At 69.6% G+C, this 18,157-nt stretch carries 15 protein-coding genes and 1 pseudogene; 4 read left to right on the top strand and 12 right to left on the bottom strand.

Going from position 1 to position 18,157, the window contains the following annotated elements:
• Positions 1-10: 10 nt before the first annotated feature.
• Positions 11-157, bottom strand: a complete 147-nt coding sequence (locus ABD989_RS00790; protein WP_345312080.1) for a hypothetical protein — start codon at positions 155-157, stop codon at positions 11-13.
• Positions 158-231: 74 nt separating this feature from the next.
• Here ABD989_RS00790 and ABD989_RS00785 point away from each other — a divergent pair, with 74 nt between their 5' ends.
• Positions 232-1,818: an MFS transporter gene (locus ABD989_RS00785; RefSeq protein ID WP_345312079.1), complete on the top strand. Its 1,587-nt coding sequence runs from the start codon at positions 232-234 to the stop codon at positions 1,816-1,818.
• A 222-nt stretch (positions 1,819-2,040) separates the two neighbouring features.
• Here the strand turns inward: ABD989_RS00785 and ABD989_RS00780 are convergent, their stop codons facing one another.
• Positions 2,041-3,417 carry an HNH endonuclease signature motif containing protein gene (locus ABD989_RS00780; RefSeq protein ID WP_345312078.1) on the bottom strand — a complete coding sequence of 459 codons (1,377 nt, stop codon included), beginning with the start codon at positions 3,415-3,417 and terminating at the stop codon, positions 2,041-2,043.
• 280 nt (positions 3,418-3,697) lie between these two features.
• Here ABD989_RS00780 and ABD989_RS00775 point away from each other — a divergent pair, with 280 nt between their 5' ends.
• The gene (locus ABD989_RS00775; protein WP_345312077.1) at positions 3,698-4,330 is read left to right on the top strand and encodes a DUF2461 domain-containing protein; all 633 of its coding nucleotides are present in this window, start codon (positions 3,698-3,700) and stop codon (positions 4,328-4,330) included.
• Entirely contained in the window at positions 4,327-4,965 is a 639-nt protein-coding gene (locus tag ABD989_RS00770) for a hypothetical protein (protein WP_345312076.1), read from the top strand. Before ABD989_RS00775 ends, ABD989_RS00770 begins: the two co-directional genes overlap by 4 nt.
• A 43-nt stretch (positions 4,966-5,008) precedes the next feature.
• On the opposite strand, the gene ABD989_RS00765 is transcribed toward ABD989_RS00770, so the two are convergent.
• The 3 genes and pseudogenes from ABD989_RS00765 to ABD989_RS00755 all read right to left on the bottom strand — a co-directional run.
• On the bottom strand, positions 5,009-6,784 hold the full coding sequence (locus ABD989_RS00765) for a neocarzinostatin apoprotein domain-containing protein (protein ID WP_345312075.1): 1,776 nt from the start codon (positions 6,782-6,784) through the stop codon (positions 5,009-5,011).
• Positions 6,785-6,919: 135 nt separating this feature from the next.
• Positions 6,920-7,684, bottom strand: coding sequence for a SulP family inorganic anion transporter (locus ABD989_RS00760; protein ID WP_345312074.1), 765 nt, complete (start codon positions 7,682-7,684; stop codon positions 6,920-6,922).
• A 108-nt stretch (positions 7,685-7,792) separates the two neighbouring features.
• Positions 7,793-7,952 (bottom strand): annotated as a pseudogene (locus tag ABD989_RS00755) (hypothetical protein); the annotation flags it as partial.
• Between the two features lie 78 nt (positions 7,953-8,030).
• Here ABD989_RS00755 and ABD989_RS00750 point away from each other — a divergent pair.
• Entirely contained in the window at positions 8,031-9,398 is a 1,368-nt protein-coding gene (locus ABD989_RS00750; protein WP_345312073.1) for a cryptochrome/photolyase family protein, read from the top strand.
• Between the two features lie 28 nt (positions 9,399-9,426).
• Here ABD989_RS00750 and ABD989_RS00745 read toward each other — a convergent pair whose 3' ends face one another.
• The 7 genes from ABD989_RS00745 to ABD989_RS00715 all read right to left on the bottom strand — a co-directional run bounded on the left by ABD989_RS00745 (position 9,427) and on the right by ABD989_RS00715 (position 18,114).
• Complete coding sequence (locus ABD989_RS00745) at positions 9,427-11,034, bottom strand: AMP-binding protein (protein ID WP_345312072.1); 1,608 nt, start codon at positions 11,032-11,034, stop codon at positions 9,427-9,429.
• 73 nt (positions 11,035-11,107) lie between these two features.
• Positions 11,108-12,289, bottom strand: a complete 1,182-nt coding sequence (locus tag ABD989_RS00740; protein ID WP_345312071.1) for a lipid-transfer protein — start codon at positions 12,287-12,289, stop codon at positions 11,108-11,110.
• A complete protein-coding gene (locus tag ABD989_RS00735) occupies positions 12,286-12,702 on the bottom strand; it encodes a MaoC family dehydratase (RefSeq protein ID WP_246993895.1) in 417 nt (138 codons plus the stop codon). Before ABD989_RS00735 ends, ABD989_RS00740 begins: the two co-directional genes overlap by 4 nt.
• Positions 12,699-13,670 (bottom strand): bifunctional MaoC family dehydratase N-terminal/OB-fold nucleic acid binding domain-containing protein, encoded by a 972-nt coding sequence (locus ABD989_RS00730; RefSeq protein WP_345312070.1) that lies wholly within the window; start codon positions 13,668-13,670, stop codon positions 12,699-12,701. Before ABD989_RS00730 ends, ABD989_RS00735 begins: the two co-directional genes overlap by 4 nt.
• Positions 13,671-13,675: 5 nt before the next feature.
• Positions 13,676-14,836, bottom strand: coding sequence for an acyl-CoA dehydrogenase family protein (locus ABD989_RS00725; protein ID WP_345312069.1), 1,161 nt, complete (start codon positions 14,834-14,836; stop codon positions 13,676-13,678).
• Positions 14,827-15,891 carry an acyl-CoA dehydrogenase family protein gene (locus ABD989_RS00720; protein ID WP_345312068.1) on the bottom strand — a complete coding sequence of 355 codons (1,065 nt, stop codon included), beginning with the start codon at positions 15,889-15,891 and terminating at the stop codon, positions 14,827-14,829. Before ABD989_RS00720 ends, ABD989_RS00725 begins: the two co-directional genes overlap by 10 nt.
• A 75-nt stretch (positions 15,892-15,966) precedes the next feature.
• Positions 15,967-18,114 (bottom strand): acyl-CoA dehydrogenase family protein, encoded by a 2,148-nt coding sequence (locus ABD989_RS00715; RefSeq protein WP_345312067.1) that lies wholly within the window; start codon positions 18,112-18,114, stop codon positions 15,967-15,969.
• Positions 18,115-18,157: the final 43 nt, after the last annotated feature.

Genomic DNA, 18,157 nt, shown 5'->3' with positions numbered 1-18,157 from the left:
GCGGCAGGCGTCATGCGGCTGAGGTCAGGATGATCAGAATCAGCGCCAGGACGCCTGCCAGCACTGCAAGCAGGGCCAGCACGCGCCAGATGTGGACGCCGGTGCGGGACAGTTCGGTGACCGAAACTCGAGCGGGTGCCACGTGGTGAGATGCCATGACGAATCACTTTCAGTGGGAGACGGAAGATTTCCGTGTGACCACTGTGACACGAGTTATGGGGGTTGCGTGTGATGAACGGTGTGCGTGTCGGGTGGAGTTTCCGCACCATCTGGTTGATTCTGGTCGCCTGCATGGCGGTGAGCTTGGTGGTCGCTGCGATGGCGGCCCTGAACACCGCGTTGCCGGGCATCGCGCTCGATCTCGAGGCCTCCTCCTCGCAGATGACCTGGATCATCGACGGCTACACGTTGATCTTGGCCGCCCTGCTGCTCCCGGCCGGCGCCATCGGTGACCGCCTCGGGCGCCGCGGTGTCCTCATGGTCGGCCTGGTGATCTTCGGTATCGCCTCGCTGGCCGCGATCTGGGTGAACACGCCCGGTGAGCTCATCGCCACCCGCTTCCTCGCCGGCATCGGCGCCGCGCTGATCATGCCGACCACGCTGTCGCTGATCACCGCGGGCGTTCCGCGCGAACAGCGCGCCATCGGCGTCAGTATCTGGGCGGCGGTGGCCGGCGTTGGCGCGATCATGGGCTTCTTCGTGACCGGCGTGCTGCTGGAGTTCTTCAGCTGGCATTCGGTGTTCGTCACCTTCGCGGTGTCGGCGCTGGCCACGCTGCTCCTCACCGTCACGATCGGCAGTTCCAAGGACGACGATCCCGGTGCCTTCGACATCATCGGCTCGGTGACCTCGATGCTCGCGGTGGCCGGCGTGGTGTTCGGCCTCCTCGAGGCGCCCACCCGCGGCTGGTCCGATCCGCTGATCCTGGTCACGCTGATCGGCGGCCTGATCCTCGGCGTCGTATTCGTGTTGATCGAGCTGCGGCGCACTTCGCCGCTGCTCGACGTCCGACTGTTCCGCAACCGCGCCTTCGCCTCCGGCTCGCTGTCGGTGGCGCTGCAGTTCTTCGCCTCGTTCGGCGTCTTCTACCTGATCCTGCTGCTGGTGCAGCTGGTGTTCGGCTACTCGCCACTCAAGTCGGCGTTCGCGCTGATCCCGATGGTGGTCGGCGTCGGCGTCTTCGCGCTGGTGGGCAACTGGGTGGCCGTCCGCTTCCACTCGCTCCGGATCGTCCTGGCCGTGGGCATCGCCTGCGCCGGCCTCGGCGTTCTCTCCATCGGCATCTTCGATCCCGACGAGTACTGGAAGCTCGCCATCATGCTCTCGGTCTGCGCCGTGGGCATCGGCTTGGCGACGGCGCCGTCGACCACCGCGATCATGTCCAACACCCCGTTGGAGAACCAGGGCGTCGGCTCCGCCGTGAACGACACCGCCCGAGAGCTCGGTGCCGCCATCGGCATCGCTTTGGCGGGCAGCCTGATGGCCGCCGGGTACTCCGACCGGATCGGCCCCACCGCCTCCGCCGCACGCGACCAGCTCGCCGCGTTCGGCGACCCCGCCGCCGCCGACCAGGCCGCCGACGCGATCACCCGATCCCTCGCGGGTGCCGTCGAGGTGGCCAACCAGCTGCCGCCGGGCGCAGCCCAGCTGGCCGAGATGATCCGGCTGGGCTCCGAGCAGGCCTTCATCCCGCCGATGCAGCAGGCCTGCCTGGTCCTCGGCTCCATCCTGATCGCCGGCGGAGTCTTCCTCGGCTGGTTCGCCCCGCGCGAAGTGATCGAGGCCGAGCCGATCGTGGAGTCGTCCGACGCAGCCTGAAACCGGCGAGACCTGGAGTGGTCACCGCGACCACTCCAGGCCCACCTGATGGCGGGCACAGTATGGAATTCTCAAACAACACATCGCACCGGGAAACCTCTCCCGACACTGCATTCAGATACGTACTAGATCTCGCTTGAGACGAGAGTCGTTGGTGGACAGCCCCTTTGGGGCTGCTGGGACGTCAGATCGTGAAACAGGCGTCGCAGGCAGGCGGCAGAATTAGGCCGCGCCGGGCAATAACGTCAGCGTGCGCCGGGCATTCGACGGGATCGGTTCGCGGAAGCGCTTCGGGTGGTCCGGGTCGGCCGGCGGCACGAACCAGGGGTGGCGGTCGTGCCCGATGAACACCTCCCACCCACTCTGGTGGATCAGCATGTGGTGGCGACGGCAGAGCAGGACGCCGTTATCCAGGCAGGTCTGCCCACCGTGCTCCCAGTGCTCCACATGGTGGCCGTCGCACCACGACGACGGCGCACCGCAGCCGGGGAACGCACACCCGCGGTCACGCAACACCAGCGCCTTGCGAATCCCCGGGGTGAACAGCCGCTTCTCGCGCCCAACATTGAGCGGCACACCGTTCTCGTCCATCAGCGCCACCGCCACCGAGGCCTCACACATGATCAGTTCCGCGGTCCGCGCGGACACGGGTCCGCCGAAACCGAGCCACGGCACCGGGGTATCAGCATCGGCGAACGGGATTGAGATGGTCTGTCCCGCAATCGAATCGAGTACCTGCCCGTTCATCACCACCGCCGCCGGCACCGACAGAGTCACGTGCGGGAGTACTCCCCCGCTCTCCGGGCGTTCGGAGTGCGCGAGATAGGTGCGGACCACCTGGGTCATCGCATCCGCGCGCCGACGCTTGGCCGAGCGCTTATCGTTCGAGCCGTCCGGCTCCGGCACCGGCCGCGTCAGCGGATCCAGCGCCGCGAACAGTTCTTCCGCGGCCACGGTGTCCAGGTCGATGGTGACCGCCACGCGACCGTCGTCGGTCCGATCCATCGTCATCTCGTTCAGATCGTCACGCTCCGCGACCGGCACCGGCCCCTCAGCGAGTTCGACCGGCGCCAGTTTGATCGCCCAAGCGCGGGCCTTCTCCTTCACCCGCGCCGGAGTGGTCTGCACCATCAACGAGTGCACCACCCGCGCGCGATCCTCCTCGGAGAGATCCACGACGCGACCTTCGACATGGCCGACACCGGTGACGACGGCGTCGCCCTTCTCCGCCGACACCGCACCGTCGCGGATCCCGCGGGTCACCGCACGCAGGCCCTCATCCGCGATCGCCCACCCGATACGAACCGCGCGATGCGCGACCGCCGGGGCCGCACCGAGTTCGGTCATGATCGCTGCCGAGGACCGCACATGCTTGCGGGCAGGCAGTCCACTCCGTTCGATCGCTGCACACACCGCGGCCACCGAGTAATCGACCACGTTGCGCAGCCGCAGCACTGCCGCGGCCACCGCCAGCAGCTCGCGGTCGTCGTCCACCGCGCGCACTCGCGCCAGGAAGCGCGCGAGATTGTCGACACCGTCGTTGTCGGTGACATCGTCGACCATGAAGTCGGCGAGTTCGGTCAAGCCTGCTGCGTCCACTTCGGCACCTCCGGTCAGGAGTACGGGTACAGCGGTGAACCGGTCGAGCTGCGGTGACGGTCGGTCAGAGCAGCCACTCGATTCGGCAGACGGGCAGAGGTATCCGCATCGTCTAACTCCAAGGTACGCCTCATATTGAGTTAGCACAACAGTTCGTCGAAACTTTTTTCGAACAATTCCCCAAGCCGTTCACCTGCACAAATGACTGTTGCGAGGCACATGGGGGCGCCACTGTCGACACTCCGAGCCGCGGATCGACGGCTGGAAGTAGCCTCGACGCATGAGCTTCGACGGGTTCCCCGAGTCGGCCTTCGACTTCTACGACGACTTGGAGATCGACAACTCGAAGGTCTACTGGGAGGCGAACAAGACGACCTATCAGTCGGCGGTGCGCGCGCCGATGATCGCACTGACCGATGAGCTGGCCGAGGAGTTCGGCACCGCGAAGATCTTCCGGCCGCACCGCGACGTCCGCTTCTCCAAGGACAAGACACCGTACAAGACCCACCAGGGCGCGTTCGTCGCGAAGGCCCCGGCCACCGGCTACTACGCGGAGCTCGCCGCACCAGGCTTCCGCGTGGGCGGCGGGTTCTACGAGGCGAGTGCCGATCGGTTAGCGGCGATCCGCACCGCGATCGACCACAAACGCTACGGCGCCGAGCTGGAGAAGATCCTCGCCCGCCTGCGCCGCACCGGCTGGGAGATCTCCGGCGAACGGCTCAAGACCGCGCCGCGCGGGTGGGCCAAGGACCATCCGCGCATCGAGTTGCTGCGATACAAGTCGTTGACCGCCATGCGCAGCTACGGCTTCGACGACGACATCCACACGCCTGCCCTCGTCGAGAAGATCCGCATCGATTGGCGCGCCGTGACACCGCTGATCGACTGGGCCGCCCGGCACGGACAGACGTGACCGACGCCGTCCCGCAGCCCCGGCCCGAACTGGAGACCGTCGCCGGCCACGACGACCTCGACACCTTCGGTGTACCCGTCGACGTCGACGAGATCGACGCGACGATCACCCTGGAACGCGAGTTCCTCACTGCTTTGGTCTGGGCGCCGCCGTCGACCGCCACAGCCATCGTGCACGCCCTCATCGGTCCCGATCGGCTGCCGGCCGACGCGCCACTGTTCTATCTGCCCGACCACGGCACCGTGTTCCGCCGCCTCGCGGGCGCCGTCGCCGACGGCACACCGGTGTCGGCGGCCGACCTGGTCACCGCCTTCGACCTCACCGAGCACGACGACCGGTTCGCGTATCTCCTCATGGAGATCGCCTCCCCCAACCCGCTCCATCCGTGGCCGCTCCCCACCGAGGCGGACCTGCCCGTCCTCGCTCGGTCGCTGGCCGACCAGTGGCTGCGCCGCGGCTACCAGGCGCTGCTGGCACGTATGCACACCGTTCTCCGCGAGGAGCGGACGTCGACCCTGGACCAGCACTGGCTCGCACTGAGCCGCCACCAGCGCGCCGCCCAGGACGTGCGCGACCGGATCCTGGCCGCTCTCGGCAACGACCTCGCCCCCGGCGACGCGCAGGCCTTCTCCTGAAGTTCGCTGGCCTCCGGGCGGGTGAGGCCGCCGGAGCGGCGGGCTACCGGGAAGTGCGGCGTCCCAGCAGCAGGCCGCCGAGCGCAGCGGCGACCACCAGGGCAGCCGTGCCGGCGCCCCAGATCCACGGACTCACCGAGTCATCGGTCGTCGACGTCGCGGCCACGGCCTGGACGTCGGGTTCGGTCGACGCCGAGCCGGGCGACGAAGCGGCGTTCGCCGCCTTGTCGGACGCGGTCTTCCCCTCTGCGGTCTTCCCCTCTGCGCTCTTCCCCTCTGCAGGCTTACCGGCGTCCGCCCCCTTGATGGTCAACGGCGTCGCGGTGTCCTGACTGCGGTCCGCCGATCCGTGCGCCGCCATCGTGTAGATCGCGCACGGGTTCTCGACGCAGTTGCCGGCGGCGAAGACCGGCTCGACGTCGAGCGTCACGGTGAACGAACCGTCGGCGCCGATCTGGTCCGGCCGCACGTAGGTCACGGCCCCGAACGCCGACGCGTCGGTGGTGGAGTACCGCGCCGTCTCGGCGACACCGAGGTACACACCCGGGCCAGCGGTCGAGAAGCCCTTGCCGGAGACGGTGATCGGGGTGGCGCCGGTCGAAGCAATGCTGGTGGTGGACAGACTCACCGCAGCCGTCCCGGCCGCGGCCGGAGGCTCAGCGGCGGGTGACGCCGCCGGCGCATCCGCTCCGGCGGACGGGCCACCGGCGAAGGAGACACCGGTCGACGTGTCCTGGCTGCGATCCGTCGAACCGTGGGCGGCGAGGGTGTACACGGCGCACGCGTTCTTGGTGCAGTCGGCTTTGCCGAACCGCGCCGCAACGGGCAACTGCACCGAGAACGAGCCGTCGGAGGACAGCTTGCCGTTCGCGGTGGAGACGAACACCGTGCCCGGACCGAAGGCCGACGCGTCGGTCGACGAGTGCTGGTCGGTCTGCGCGATGCCCACATAGACGCCGGGCCCGGAGGTACCGAAGCCGCGGCCGGTCACGGTGACGGTGTCCCCGGCCGGGTTGAGTCCGGTGGACTTGCTCAGCGAAACCGCCGGCCGACCGGTCGCCGGAGCACCGGGAGCCGGAGCCGCCGGCCCCTGGGCGGCCGGCGCGGTATCAGGCTGCTCGGCACCGGCACCGGCACCGGTGAGGGTGATCGGCACCCACGCGTCCTGCGTGCGGTCGGTGAGCTTGGGGAACGCGGTGATGCTGGCGACGAAGCACTTGGTCGCCGAGCAGTCGACGCCGTTGAACGAACGCTGAATCTTCAGCGTGGCGGCGAAAGTGCCGTCACCGCGCACCGTGAGCTTGGCGCCGCCGTCGGCGTAGGTCGACGGGTATCCGGAGCTCGGCTTCGCCACGGTCTGCACCACGTAGAGGTCCTCGCCGGGCCGATAGCCGGATCCGGAGACGGCGACCGTCGAACCGGGCGCGATCGACGACGACGGTGTGACCGTGAGCACCGGCGTCCCACGGGACGGCCCGTTCCCGCCGCCGCCCATCGGCAGGAACTGCATGAGCTGCTGATACAGCGCCATGCCCTGCTCGGTGAGCTGGGCGCGCAGGCCGTCGAGGAAGGAGGCCTGCCCGGCGGCGGTCAAGTGCTTGGGCAGCACCACCGGCACGCCGTCGCGGTAGGCGACGATCGGCCCGTCGACGGCCGAGCGCTTGGGTGCGACCGGAGCGGGTTTCGGCGCGGGAGCGGACTGCCGGGGCGATCCGGATCGCGGCGCGGTGGGGTCCGCGCTCGCCACGCCGGGGACCGTGAGACCGATGAGTGCCGCAACCCCGAGGGCCGCGACCGACCCCAGCAATGACGTGCGCATGTATGGACCTTCCAAGGTGCTCTTCACCGTCCGAAACCAGAACGTCGAACGAAGCCAGGCTTGCCTAACCAAATGAATATAAGCATGACCTAACATCGGGTGTCGAACCGAGCCCCGGAGCGACCGCTCGAAGGGTCAGGCGGGGCCGTCGTCGAACCGGTCGACCATCGCGTCGACGGTGGGCGCGAATTGGCTGGATCCGAAGCGCGGCTTGCCGTCGACCTTGAGGCGATAGCGCTCCAACTGCTCCCGGATCGGATCCTTCATCTCGGCGAACGCCAGGTCGACGGAGTGCTTGGAGAGGTAGTCGTCGAGCTCCACCAGTTCGTCGATCGCGGTGGAGTCGATGTGGGTGATCGGCTCGCAGGCCAGCACCACGGCGGTGATCTCGCGGCCGGCCGACCGAGCAGACCGGTACTCGTCACGCACCCAGTCGTCGAACCGGGCGCCGTTGGCGAAGAACAGCGGCGCGTCGAACCGCAACAGCAGCACGTGCGGGATCAGTTCGGCTTCCGGGTGGCGCGCCCGGTCGTGGTAGCCGCGCAGGCCGGGGACCCAGCCCAGCTCGGCACGATAGGGCCGCGACACCGCATAGATGAAGGCGACGACGCTGATCGCGCCCTCCACGAAGTCGATCCGGAACAGTTCCACCACCGAGCGGACGTCGACCAGCGCCAGGGCGGCGGTGATGACCACCGCGGCCAGCGCGGCCGACGGCAAGTATTCGGCGAGACCGGGGACCAGCACCAGCGCGAGGATCAGCAGCGCCGCACCGATCAGCGCCGTCAGCTGGGTCTTGGCGCCGGACTGTTCGGCCACCGCGGCGCGGGAGCTCGACGCCGAGATCGGGAAGCCGCCGAAGAAGCCCGCGGCCACGTTCGACGCCCCGACCGCACTCATCTCGTGGTTGCCGTCGACCGAATGCCCGGCCCGCGCGGCGAAGGAGCACGGCGTAGACGAGGATCGGGATGATGGTCGCGTACAGGCCGGTCACCGGCGGCAGGCCGGCCACCTCGGCGTAACCCAGGCCGGCCGGGATCAGCAGCGCGCCGACCGCGATGCCCGCGGCGAGGTCGCCGCGCAGCCACCCGCGCCGGTACACGCGCACGGTCTCGACACCGGGCAGCGCCCGAGCGATCCCGCGCAGCGCGGCGCTCCCGGATGTCATGCCCTGATCCTGCCGCACCGACCCGGCGGCAGCGCACCGATCGCCGCACCGAGGGCGAGTCAGGGAACAATGGCTTCCATGGCCGCCCCCGCAGTGATCTGGTTCCGCCGCGACCTTCGCCTGCGCGATCTCCCGACGCTGCTGTCGGCCGCCGAAACGACTGGCGACGCCCTCGCGCTGTTCGTCCTCGATCCGGCGCTGCTGCGCCCGTCCGGCGCGGCCCGCGTGGCCTTCCTCGCCGGCTGCCTGCGCGCCCTCGACGACGACCTCGGCGGACGTCTGCTGGTCGCCACCGGCGATCCGGTCGACGTGGTGCCCGCGGTGGCCGCACAGGTCGGCGCGCGCGAGGTCCATGTCAGCGCGGACTACGGCCCCTACGGCAGCCGTCGCGACGCAGCGGTGGCCGCCGCGCTGGCGGAGAACGGCCGCGAGCTCGTCGCCACCGGATCGCCGTACGCCGTCGCTCCGGGCCGGGTGCGCAGTTCGTCGGGCGGCGGGTATCGCGTGTTCACCGCGTACCGTCGTGCCTGGTACGACCACGGCTGGCGCGCACCCGCCGACACCGACGCCGACACGCTGCACTGGTTGACGCCGCCGCCGCCCCGCGACCCGCTGCCGGAGGTCGACGTCGACGCGACCCTGCCCGTCCCCGGTGAAGCGGCCGCCCGCGCGCGCTGGGCCGACTTCCGCACCGGATTCGACGACACGACGGACGCTCCCGGGTATGCGACCGACCGCGACCGCCCCGACCTGGATGCGACCAGCCGCCTCTCGGCCTACCTGAAATTCGGCTGCCTGCACCCGCGGACGCTGCTGCACGACCTGCGGAACGCGACCGGCGACGACGCCGCGACCTTCCGCAGCGAACTGGCCTGGCGGGACTTCTACGCCGACGTCCTGCACCACCGGCCGGAGACGGCCCGCCGCAACTACGACGCCCGGTTCGACGCCCTCCCGCACGACTCCGGGCCGGACGCCGACCGCGACTTCGAGGCCTGGTGCACCGGCCGCACCGGCTACCCCATCGTCGACGCCGGCATGCGGCAGCTGTTGGCGGAAGGCTGGATGCACAACCGCGTCCGGATGATCACGGCGTCGTTCCTCACCAAGGACCTGCACCTGCCGTGGTGGCGCGGGGCCCGCCACTTCATGACGCACCTGGTCGACGGCGACCTGGCCTCGAACCAACACGGCTGGCAGTGGACTGCCGGCTCCGGCACCGACGCCGCGCCCTACTTCCGCGTCTTCAACCCGGTGACCCAGGGGCGACGGTTCGACCCGGACGGCGACTACGTCCGCCGCTGGGTCCCCGAGCTGCGCGGTATCGCAGGCGGTCGGGTCCACCTCCCGGGTTCCGGCGCACCCGGCTACCCGGCGCCGATCGTCGACCATGCCACCGAACGACTCGCGGCCCTCGACCGTTACGCAACGATCAAGGGCCGCTGAGAGTCACACCTGCTCAGACGTCGACCGCTTAGGCCTCGACCGCCTCCGCGGCAGCCTTGGCCCAGCGGTAGTCGGCCTTGCCGGCCGGGGTGCGGCGCACCTCGTCGACCACCACCAGGGTGCGTGGGACCTTGTAGCGGGCCAGCGTCTGGCGGCAGAACTCCTGGATCTCTTCCAGGGTCGGCTCCGCGGCGCCCGGCTGCAGCTGCACCACGGCGGCGACGCGCTGGCCGTACTTGGGGTCCGGGGCCGGCACGACGAGGGCGTCGGCGACGTCCGGGTGACCGTGCAGTGCGGCCTCGACCTCTTCGGCGTACACCTTCTCGCCGCCGGTGTTGATGCATTGGCTGCCGCGGCCCAGGAACACGGTGCTGCCGTCTTCGTGGACGTAGCCCATGTCGCCGAGCACCGAGATGCGGGTGCCGTCGGCCATGGTCGGGAAGGTCTTGGCGGTCTTCTCCGGGTCCTTGTAGTAGCCCTGCGGGATGTTGCCGACGCGTGCGATGTAGCCCACCTCGCCCGGCGTGGTGATGCGCTCGAACTTCTCGTTGACCACCATCATCCGGTCGGTGGGCGGCATCTTGAGGTTGCCGTTCTCGTCCAGCGAGATCTCGCCGTCGTTGCCCGACTCGGAGGCGCCGAAGTTGTCGCGCAGCACCAGTTCCGGCTTGATCTTGGTGAAGCGATCGCGGACGCTCTGGCTCCAGATGGCGCCGCCCGAGGCGATCATGAACAGCGACGACAGGTCGAGCTCCTCCTGACGACGCTCCATCTCCTCCACCAGCGGCATGCCCATGGCGTCGCCGACGATGAGGATCATCTGAGTCTGGTCGCGCGCGATGTTCCCGACGATCGCCTCCGGGTCGAAGTCGCGCTCCAGGATGAGGCGGCCGCCCAGCGACAGGAAGGTGAACAGCGAGTACGACGCGGCGCCGTGCATCAGCGGGGCGGCGATCAGGAAGGCCAGCGACGGGAAGTTCGCGACCTCGCGGCCCAGCTCCTCGTAGCTTTCGCGGGCCGGTCCGTACGGGTTGCCGCCGGAGATCGGCTTCCGGAAGAAGTCGTCGTGGTGCCACATGACACCCTTCGGGTAGCCGGTGGTGCCACCCGTGTAGATCAGGTACAGCTCTTCGCCGTTGCGCTCGGGGAAGTCGCGTTCGGTCGACTGCTCGGTCCAGTCCGCGAAGTCGACCAGCCCGATGGTGTCGCCGGCGGCGGCCTTCAGTTCCTCGGTGACCTCGCCGATCACGAAGATCACGCGCAGCTCCGGCAGCTTGTCCAGCACCTTCGCCAGCAGCGCCTGGTGCTCGGGCAGTTCGACGATGATCGCCGCCGAGTCCGAGTTGTCGAAGATGTACTCCAGCTCCGGCTCGGTGTAGCGGTAGTTCACGTTGACCGGTACGGCGCCGATCTTGAGCATGCCCAGCAACGCGGCGACGTGCTCGACGCTGTTCTTCAGGTACAGCGCCACCTTGTCGTCGCGGCCGATACCGTGCGCGGCCAGCAGGTGCGCCACCTGGCTGGTCTGCGCGTCCATGGCGGCATAGGTGATGCCTATGCCCTCGTAGGTCAGCACGTCGCGGTCGGGCACCGCGTCGGCGACGGTCTCGAAGACGGTGGCGAGATTGAACTTCATGGAACTTTCTCCTTGCGGAAGAGCGCCTGGCCTGCAGGCCGGTGCGGTGGTGGGAGTGGTGCGACGGTGTGGGCTAGTCGACGGTCAGGATCAGGCCGGAGGTCGGCACGCCGGTACCGGCGGTGACCAGGGCGGCGGACGCGCCGTCGACCTGATTCACCGAGTCGCCACGCAACTGCCGGACCGCCTCGGTGATGCCGTTCATGCCGTGGATGTAGGCCTCGCCGAGCTGTCCGCCGTGCGTGTTCAGCGGCAGTCGTCCACCCACTTCGAGGGCGCCCGGTTCGCGGACGAAGTCCTTGGCCTCACCGCGTCCGCAGAAGCCGAGTTCTTCGAGCTGCATCAGCGTGTACGGGGTGAAGTGGTCGTACAGGATCGCGAGGTCGACGTCGGACGGGCTCATGCCCGCTTGCGCCCACAGCTGCCGGCCCACCAGACCCATCTCTTCCAGCCCGGCGAGTTCATCGCGGTAGTAGCTGGTCATGATGAACTGGTCTCGTCCACTGCCCGACGCGGCGCCGGCGATGGTCACCGGACGCTTCGCTAGATCCTTGGCGCGCTCCGGGGAGACCACGACGACGGCCACGCCGCCGTCGGACTCCTGGCAGCAGTCGAGCAGGTGCAGCGGCTCGGCGATGTACCTGCTGGCCTGATGATCGGCCAGGGTGATCGGCTTGCCGTAGAAGAAGGCGTTCGGGTTGACGGCCGCGTGCTTGCGGTCGACGACGGCGATCCGGCCGAAGTCCTCGCTGGTGGCGCCGTACTCGTGCATGTACCGCTGCGCCACCATCGCGACGAAGGCGGCCGGCGTCGACAGGCCGTGCGGGTACGAGAAGGCGTTGTCGGTGCCCGACGAGTTCTCCTGGTTGGCGACGGCCGAGTTCACCTGACCGAAGCGCAGCCCGGACCGCTCGTTGAACGCGCGGTAGGCCACGGCCACGTCGCACACACCGGTCGCGACGGCCATCGCGGCCTGCTGCACGGTGGAACAGGCGGCGCCGCCGCCGTAGTGGATGCGGGAGAAGTACTTGAGCTCTGGAATCCCGACGGCGCGGGCCACCGCGATCTCGGCGTTGGTGTCCATCGTGAAGGTCACCAGACCGTCGACGTCGGCGGGCGTGAGCCCCGCGTCGGCGAGCGCGGCGTTGACCGCCTCGGCCGCCAGCCGCAGCTCACTGCGACCGGAGTCCTTGGAGAAGTCGGTCGCGCCGATCCCCGCGATGGCCGCCTTGCCGGACAGAGTGCGATCGCTCATCGGTCCCCCTCCCGGGAGAAGGTGACCGTCGAGATCACGTGCTTGCCAAGGGAATTGGTGCCGGTCACCGCCACGGTGACGACGTCGCCGTCGAGGTCGGTGACCTCGCCGGTGAAGGTCAGGCTGTCGTAGGCGTACCAGGGCACGCCGAGCTTGAGCTTGATGGAGCCGATCCGCGCGCGCGGGCCGGCCCAGTCGGTGACGAAGCGCTCCACCAGACCGGTGTCGGTGAGGATGTTGACGAAGATGTCCTTGGACCCCTTCGCGTGCGCCAGATCCCGATCATGGTGGACGTCTTGGAAGTCCCGGGTGGCCAGCGCCGTGGCGACGACGAACGTCGGCGTCGCGTCAATGGTCAACGGCGGCAAGACATCTCCCACGGAGATCCGGCCGGTGTGGATGGTGTCGGTCATCGCGCACTCCATGCGTACAGGGTCCAGGCCGGGGCATCGTCGGTGGCGTCGAAGTCGAGGAACTCCACCTGTACCGGCATGCCGATCTTCACCTCGGTCGGGTCCACGCCGCGCAGCTCGCCGAGCATGCGCACACCCTCGTCGAGCTCGACGAGCGCCACCACGAAGGGCAGTGCGCGGCCGGGGACCTTGGGCGCGTGGTGGACCACGAAGCTGAAGACGGTGCCGGTGCCGGCCGCGACCACGTAGTCGGTGCCGGGGTACTGGCCGTCGGCGTCCTTGGGCTTCCAGGTGGCCGGGATCGGCGGATGGTGCAGAGAGCCGTCCTCGAGCTGCTGGATGCGCAGCTCCTGGGCGGCCACGCCCTCCCAGAAGAACGCGGTGTCGCGGGAGACCGACGGACGCAGCAGCTTCGCTGGCTCGAGGCCCTCCGGCGCCGCGGGCTTCGCCGGTGCGGCCGAGCCGGGCCGGAACTTGAGGATCCGGAACTCCATCACGGCGACCACTTCGTCGCCGACGGACCAGGTGTTGCGAGTGGTGAAGAACCAGCCCTCGCCCAGCGCCGTCTGCTTCGGTCCGGTCACGTCGATGAGCTCGGCCGAGAGCGTCACTTCTTCGCCGGGCCGGGTGTACCGGTGGTAGACGGTGTCGCAGTTGGTGGCCACCACCGAGGTGTAGCCGGCCTCGTCGAACAGCTCGGTGGCCCGACCCAGCGGATCGTCGGCGGCGCGCACACCGTGCAGGCCGCGCATGGTCCACACCTGCGCCATCGCCGGCGGTGCGACGATGCCGGGGTGCCCGGCGGCGCGGGCGGCCTCGTCGTCGACGTAGATCGGGTTCGCGTCGCCCATCGCCTCGACCCAGTTGTGGATCATCGGCTGGTTGATCGGGTCGCGCCCGCGCAGCGGGGCGCTGGCCCCGGCAGCCTTGAGGTCGGCGGCGGCTGCGCGGATCTGGTCGTGGTCCATCCCGGTCACCTCTTGTTCCGCGGCAGGCCCAGACCGGCCGTCGCGATCAGGTCGCGCATCACTTCGTTGACGCCGCCACCGAAGGTGATGACCACGTTGCGCTTGGCCTGCAGGTCGAGCCACTCCACGAATGCCGCGGTGACCGGATCGGCGAAGTCGCCGTAGGTCCCGACCACGTCGTCGATCAGGCGGTAGATCACCTGGAGGCGTTCGGTGGCGAAGACCTTGGTGGCCGACGCATCGGCCATCGAGACCTCACCCGAAGCGGACACCTGCCAGTTGAGGAGTTCGTTGAGCCGCTCGTACGCGCCGATCTGCGCGACGACGCGCCGCACGGCCTGCTGCTCGATCACCGGGGCCCCGTCGTAGGTCGCGGTCGACGCCCATTCGCGCATGCGGTCGCCGAGTCCGCCGATGCGGCCGGCCGGCCCCAACATGACGCGCTCGTGGTTGAGCTGGGTGGTGATCAGTTTCCAGCCGCCACCCTCTTCGCCCACCATCATCGACGCCGGAACCCGGACGTCGTTGTAGTAGGTGGCGTTGACGTGGTGCGCACCGTCGGCGGTGATGATCGGCGTCCACGAGAACCCCGGATCGGTGGTGTCGACGATCAGGATCGAGATGCCCTTGTGCTTGGGCGCGTCCGGATCGGTACGCACCGCCAGCCAGATGTAGTCGGCGTCGTGGCCGCCGGTGGTAAAGATCTTCTGGCCGTTCACCACGTACTCGTCGCCCTCGCGGACGGCGCGGGTGGTCAGCGAGGCCAGGTCGGTGCCGGCGTCGGGCTCGGTGTAGCCGATCGCGAAGTGCACGTCGCCGGACAGGATGGCCGGCAGGAACTTGTCCTTCTGCTCCTGCGAGCCGTACTGCTGCAGCGTCGGCCCGACGGTCTGCAGGGTCACCGAAGGCAGCGGCACATCGGCGCGGACGGCCTCGTTGGTGAAGAGCTGCTGCTCGAACTCGCCGAAGCCCTTGCCGCCGTATTCGGCCGGCCAGCCGACGCCGAGACGGTCGTCGGCGCCCATCTGCTTGATGATGCCGCGGTAGGCCTCGCCGTGCCGCTCGGTGCGCATGGTGACTTCGTCGTCGGCGCTGATCAGCCCGGTGAAGTACTCCCGCAGTTCGTCGCGCAGCGCCCGCTGCGCGTCGGTCATGTCTAGGAACATGCCGCCTCCTCGACGGTGACGTCGGCGAGCAAGTCGAGCGCGCCGGTCGAACCGCCGACCACGCGCGCCAGGTCCTTGGCGAGCGAGAAGTAGCGGTGCAGGGGATAGGTGATGTCGACGCCGATCCCGCCGTGCAGGTGCGTCATGGTGCGCAGCGCGCTCGGCAGTTCCGCCGCCACCCAGTAATCGGCGGTCGCCAGATCGGCGGCGGCGTCGAGCTCGTTGGACAGACGCCACGCCACCGAGGTGGCGATCAAGTCGAGCGTGCGGGAGACCACGTAGATGTCGGCCAGCTGCTGCCCCACCGCCTGGAAGGCGGCGATCGGCTTGCCGAACTGTTCGCGGACGGTCACGTGTTCGGCCGTCATCGCCATGGCTCCGGCGAGGAGACCGGCGGAGTACGCGGCCAGCAGCGCGCGGTAGTCCGCGGCGAGCAGCTCCGCGCCGTCGTGCACGTCGTCGGCGGTCACGGCGACCTCGTCGAAGGTCACGGTGAACTCGGCCGCCCCCGAGGAGGTCGGGGTCTTGGTCAGAGTGACGCCGGCGGCCTGCGGATCGACCAGGACCACCTCGTCGGCGGTCACGACGAGCAGCGCCGCGGCGCCCTCCGCGAAGGCGACGCCGGTCTTGACGCCGGTCAGCACGCTCGCGTCACCGTCGGTGCGCAGCGTGATGCGCGACGGCGCACCGAGCGCCTGCCCGCGTTCGGCGACGGCGACGGCGTACCAGCCGTCTTCGGTGGCCACACGCTCGGCGGCCGCCGGATGCTGCCCGAGCCACGCGGTGGCGGCGAGCGTTCCGACCAGCGGCGTCACCGCTGCGGCACGGCCCGCACTGGTGGCGAGCGGCGCCAGCGCGTCCAGCGGCAGGTCGTCACCGCCCAGTGCCTCGGGCAGCGCGAGCACGGTGAGCCCGGCGCCGGTGAACGCCTCCCACGCCGCCCGGTCGAAACCGTCAGCGTCGAACTTGTCGGTCCAGTCGGGGGCCAATCGGCCCACTACCTCTTGCGTCGCCTCGGCTACTGCCGCTGCCGCCGCTTCCAGGGTGAAGTCCACCCGTTCCTCCGTTCAAACCATCCGCGCACAAAACAAGAACAAGTTCCATATTAGAACAGGTTCTACTTCACCGGGTCATCCCCGGGGCAAACCCAGAATCCGCTCGGCCGCCGCCGTCTTCAGGATCTGCGTGGTGCCGCCGGCGATCGACAGGCACCGATTCAGCAGGAAGAGCTCGCTGGCCTCCCCCGGCACCAGCGCGGCCGGCCCCAGCAGGTCGAGCGCGAACTCCGGCACCGACTGGCGGTGCACCACGCCGATCAGCTTGCGCACGCTCGAGGTGGCACCCGGATCGGTGCCCGACAGACGCTGGGTGAGGGCTCGCGCGTCGAGCACGCGCCCGATGTGCGCGTCGGCGATCAGGCCGCCGAGGGTCTCCGCCGACCGCTCCGACAGCACGGTCTGATCGGCGTCGAGCTGGCGCAGCAGGGCGTCGACCTCCTTGCCCAGGCCGGCACCGCCCATCGCGACGCGCTCGTTGGAGAGCGTGGTGCGCGCGAGCCGCCAGCCGTTGTTCACCTCGCCCACCACGTCGGCATCGGGCACGAAGACGCTGTCGAGGAAGACCTCGTTGAACAGCGCGCGCCCGGTCATCTCGCGCAACGGCCGCACGTCGAGGCCGGCGGCGGCCATGTCGACCAGGAAGTAGGTGATGCCCTTGTGCTTGGGCGCCTGCGCGTCGGTACGCGCCAGGCAGACGGCCCACTGGGCGTCGTGCGCCTGCGAGGTCCAGATCTTCTGACCGGTCAGCTCCCAGCCGCCGTCCACCCGGACCGCCTTGGTGCGCAGCGATGCCAGGTCGCTGCCGGCCTCGGGCTCGCTGAACAGCTGGCACCAGGTGATGTCGCCGGCCAGCGTCGACGCGATGAAGCGCTCGCGCTGCTCGTCGGTGCCGTGCTCCAGGATCGTCGGCAGCGCCCACCCGGCGATCACCAGGTCCGGGCGACGGACGCCGACGCGATCGAGTTCGGCGTCGATCAGCAACTGCAGGGCGGGATCGGCGGACAGCCCGAACGGCGCGTCCCAGTGCGGCATCAGCAGACCGGTGCGGGCCAGCTCGGAACGCCAGGACGCCTCACCCGCTGCGGCCACCTCGGCGGCCAGCGCGGCGATCTCCGGCCGACGGGATTCGACGTCGGCCAGGTCGACAGCGAACTCGCGACGCGCGCCGGCCCGACCCAGCTCGCCGAGGGCGAGCTTGGCGGGGGTGCCACTGTCGAGCTGTGCGCGCACGGCCAGCGCCGACCGCAGGTAGAGGTGCGCCTCGTGCTCGAAGGTGAAGCCGATGCCGCCGAGGATCTGGATCGCATCCTTGGCGTTGGCCACCGACAGATCGGCGGTCAGCGCCGCCGTCGCCAGCGCGCTCAGCCGCACCTGGTCCGCGTCGCGATCGTCGAGTGCGGTCGCCAGATCCCACGACGCCGCAGCCAGCTGCTCGGCGCGGCACAGCATGTCCGCGCAGATGTGCTTGATGGCCTGGAACGAACCGATGGGCGCACCGAACTGGGTGCGCACCTTCGCGTAGTCCACCGCCAGGTCGAGCGTGCGGCGGGCGACGCCCGCCTGGTACGCCGCGAGCGCGCCGATCAGCAGCGCGTGCAGGCGGTCACCGTCGTCCACCGAGATCACCGAGCCGGTGTCCACGCCCTCGAGAATCACGTGCACGGGCGCCACGGTGCCGTCGACGGTCTTACCGACCTCGGCGCTGCGCACCCGCACGCCGCCTGCCGACGGGTCGAGGACGCACCAACCACCGGTCAGGTCCAGCGGCGCGAGAATCACGGCGTCGTCGACGAACCCGGGCACCGCCCCCAGGTCGGCCACCCCGTCGGTGACGGTCAGCGGCGCACCCGCGGCCACCGCGAACGCCGGAATCACCGCCGGGCGCTCACCGAACATCAGCGCCTCGGCCACCGGCAGACCCTGCTCGGCGAGCGCAGCGGCAGTCGCGGCCGTCGCCGCCAGCGGACCGGGCACCAGCTCCACGCCGCTCGCCGACAGCATGGCCGCGGTATCGGCGAAGGTGCCGCCGGCACCGCCGTGCTCCTCCGACACGCCAGCAGCGAAAACACCGAGATCGGCGATCTGCGCCCACAGCGGACGCCACGACGCCGTAGGCTTGTCGACATCGGCGCGCACCAGCTCGCGCACGTCACGCGCCTGGGCCCAGCCCGAAATGGCCTTGATCACGGCCTGCTGCTCAAGGGTGGTGGCGATTGTCACGGCAGTTCCTTCGTTTTGCGCTTGTGACCAACAATTAGAACCT

It is taken from the genome of Gordonia alkaliphila (assembly GCF_039542465.1).
GTDB lineage: Bacteria > Actinomycetota > Actinomycetes > Mycobacteriales > Mycobacteriaceae > Gordonia > Gordonia alkaliphila.
Note: the sequence above shows the minus strand (reverse complement) of the source record. Positions and strands in the feature narration are given on the sequence as shown.

Excerpts from the sequence above, each read along its gene's own strand:
- ABD989_RS00790 (WP_345312080.1), bottom strand. The coding sequence starts at position 157 with ATGGCATCTCACCACGTGGCACCCGCTCGAGTTTCGGTCACCGAACTG.
- ABD989_RS00785 (WP_345312079.1), top strand. The coding sequence starts at position 232 with ATGAACGGTGTGCGTGTCGGGTGGAGTTTCCGCACCATCTGGTTGATT.
- ABD989_RS00775 (WP_345312077.1), top strand. The coding sequence starts at position 3,698 with ATGAGCTTCGACGGGTTCCCCGAGTCGGCCTTCGACTTCTACGACGAC.
- ABD989_RS00765 (WP_345312075.1), bottom strand. The coding sequence starts at position 6,784 with ATGCGCACGTCATTGCTGGGGTCGGTCGCGGCCCTCGGGGTTGCGGCA.
- ABD989_RS00760 (WP_345312074.1), bottom strand. The coding sequence starts at position 7,684 with ATGAGTGCGGTCGGGGCGTCGAACGTGGCCGCGGGCTTCTTCGGCGGC.
- ABD989_RS00750 (WP_345312073.1), top strand. The coding sequence starts at position 8,031 with ATGGCCGCCCCCGCAGTGATCTGGTTCCGCCGCGACCTTCGCCTGCGC.
- ABD989_RS00745 (WP_345312072.1), bottom strand. The coding sequence starts at position 11,034 with ATGAAGTTCAATCTCGCCACCGTCTTCGAGACCGTCGCCGACGCGGTG.
- ABD989_RS00740 (WP_345312071.1), bottom strand. The coding sequence starts at position 12,289 with ATGAGCGATCGCACTCTGTCCGGCAAGGCGGCCATCGCGGGGATCGGC.
- ABD989_RS00735 (WP_246993895.1), bottom strand. The coding sequence starts at position 12,702 with ATGACCGACACCATCCACACCGGCCGGATCTCCGTGGGAGATGTCTTG.
- ABD989_RS00730 (WP_345312070.1), bottom strand. The coding sequence starts at position 13,670 with ATGGACCACGACCAGATCCGCGCAGCCGCCGCCGACCTCAAGGCTGCC.
- ABD989_RS00725 (WP_345312069.1), bottom strand. The coding sequence starts at position 14,836 with ATGTTCCTAGACATGACCGACGCGCAGCGGGCGCTGCGCGACGAACTG.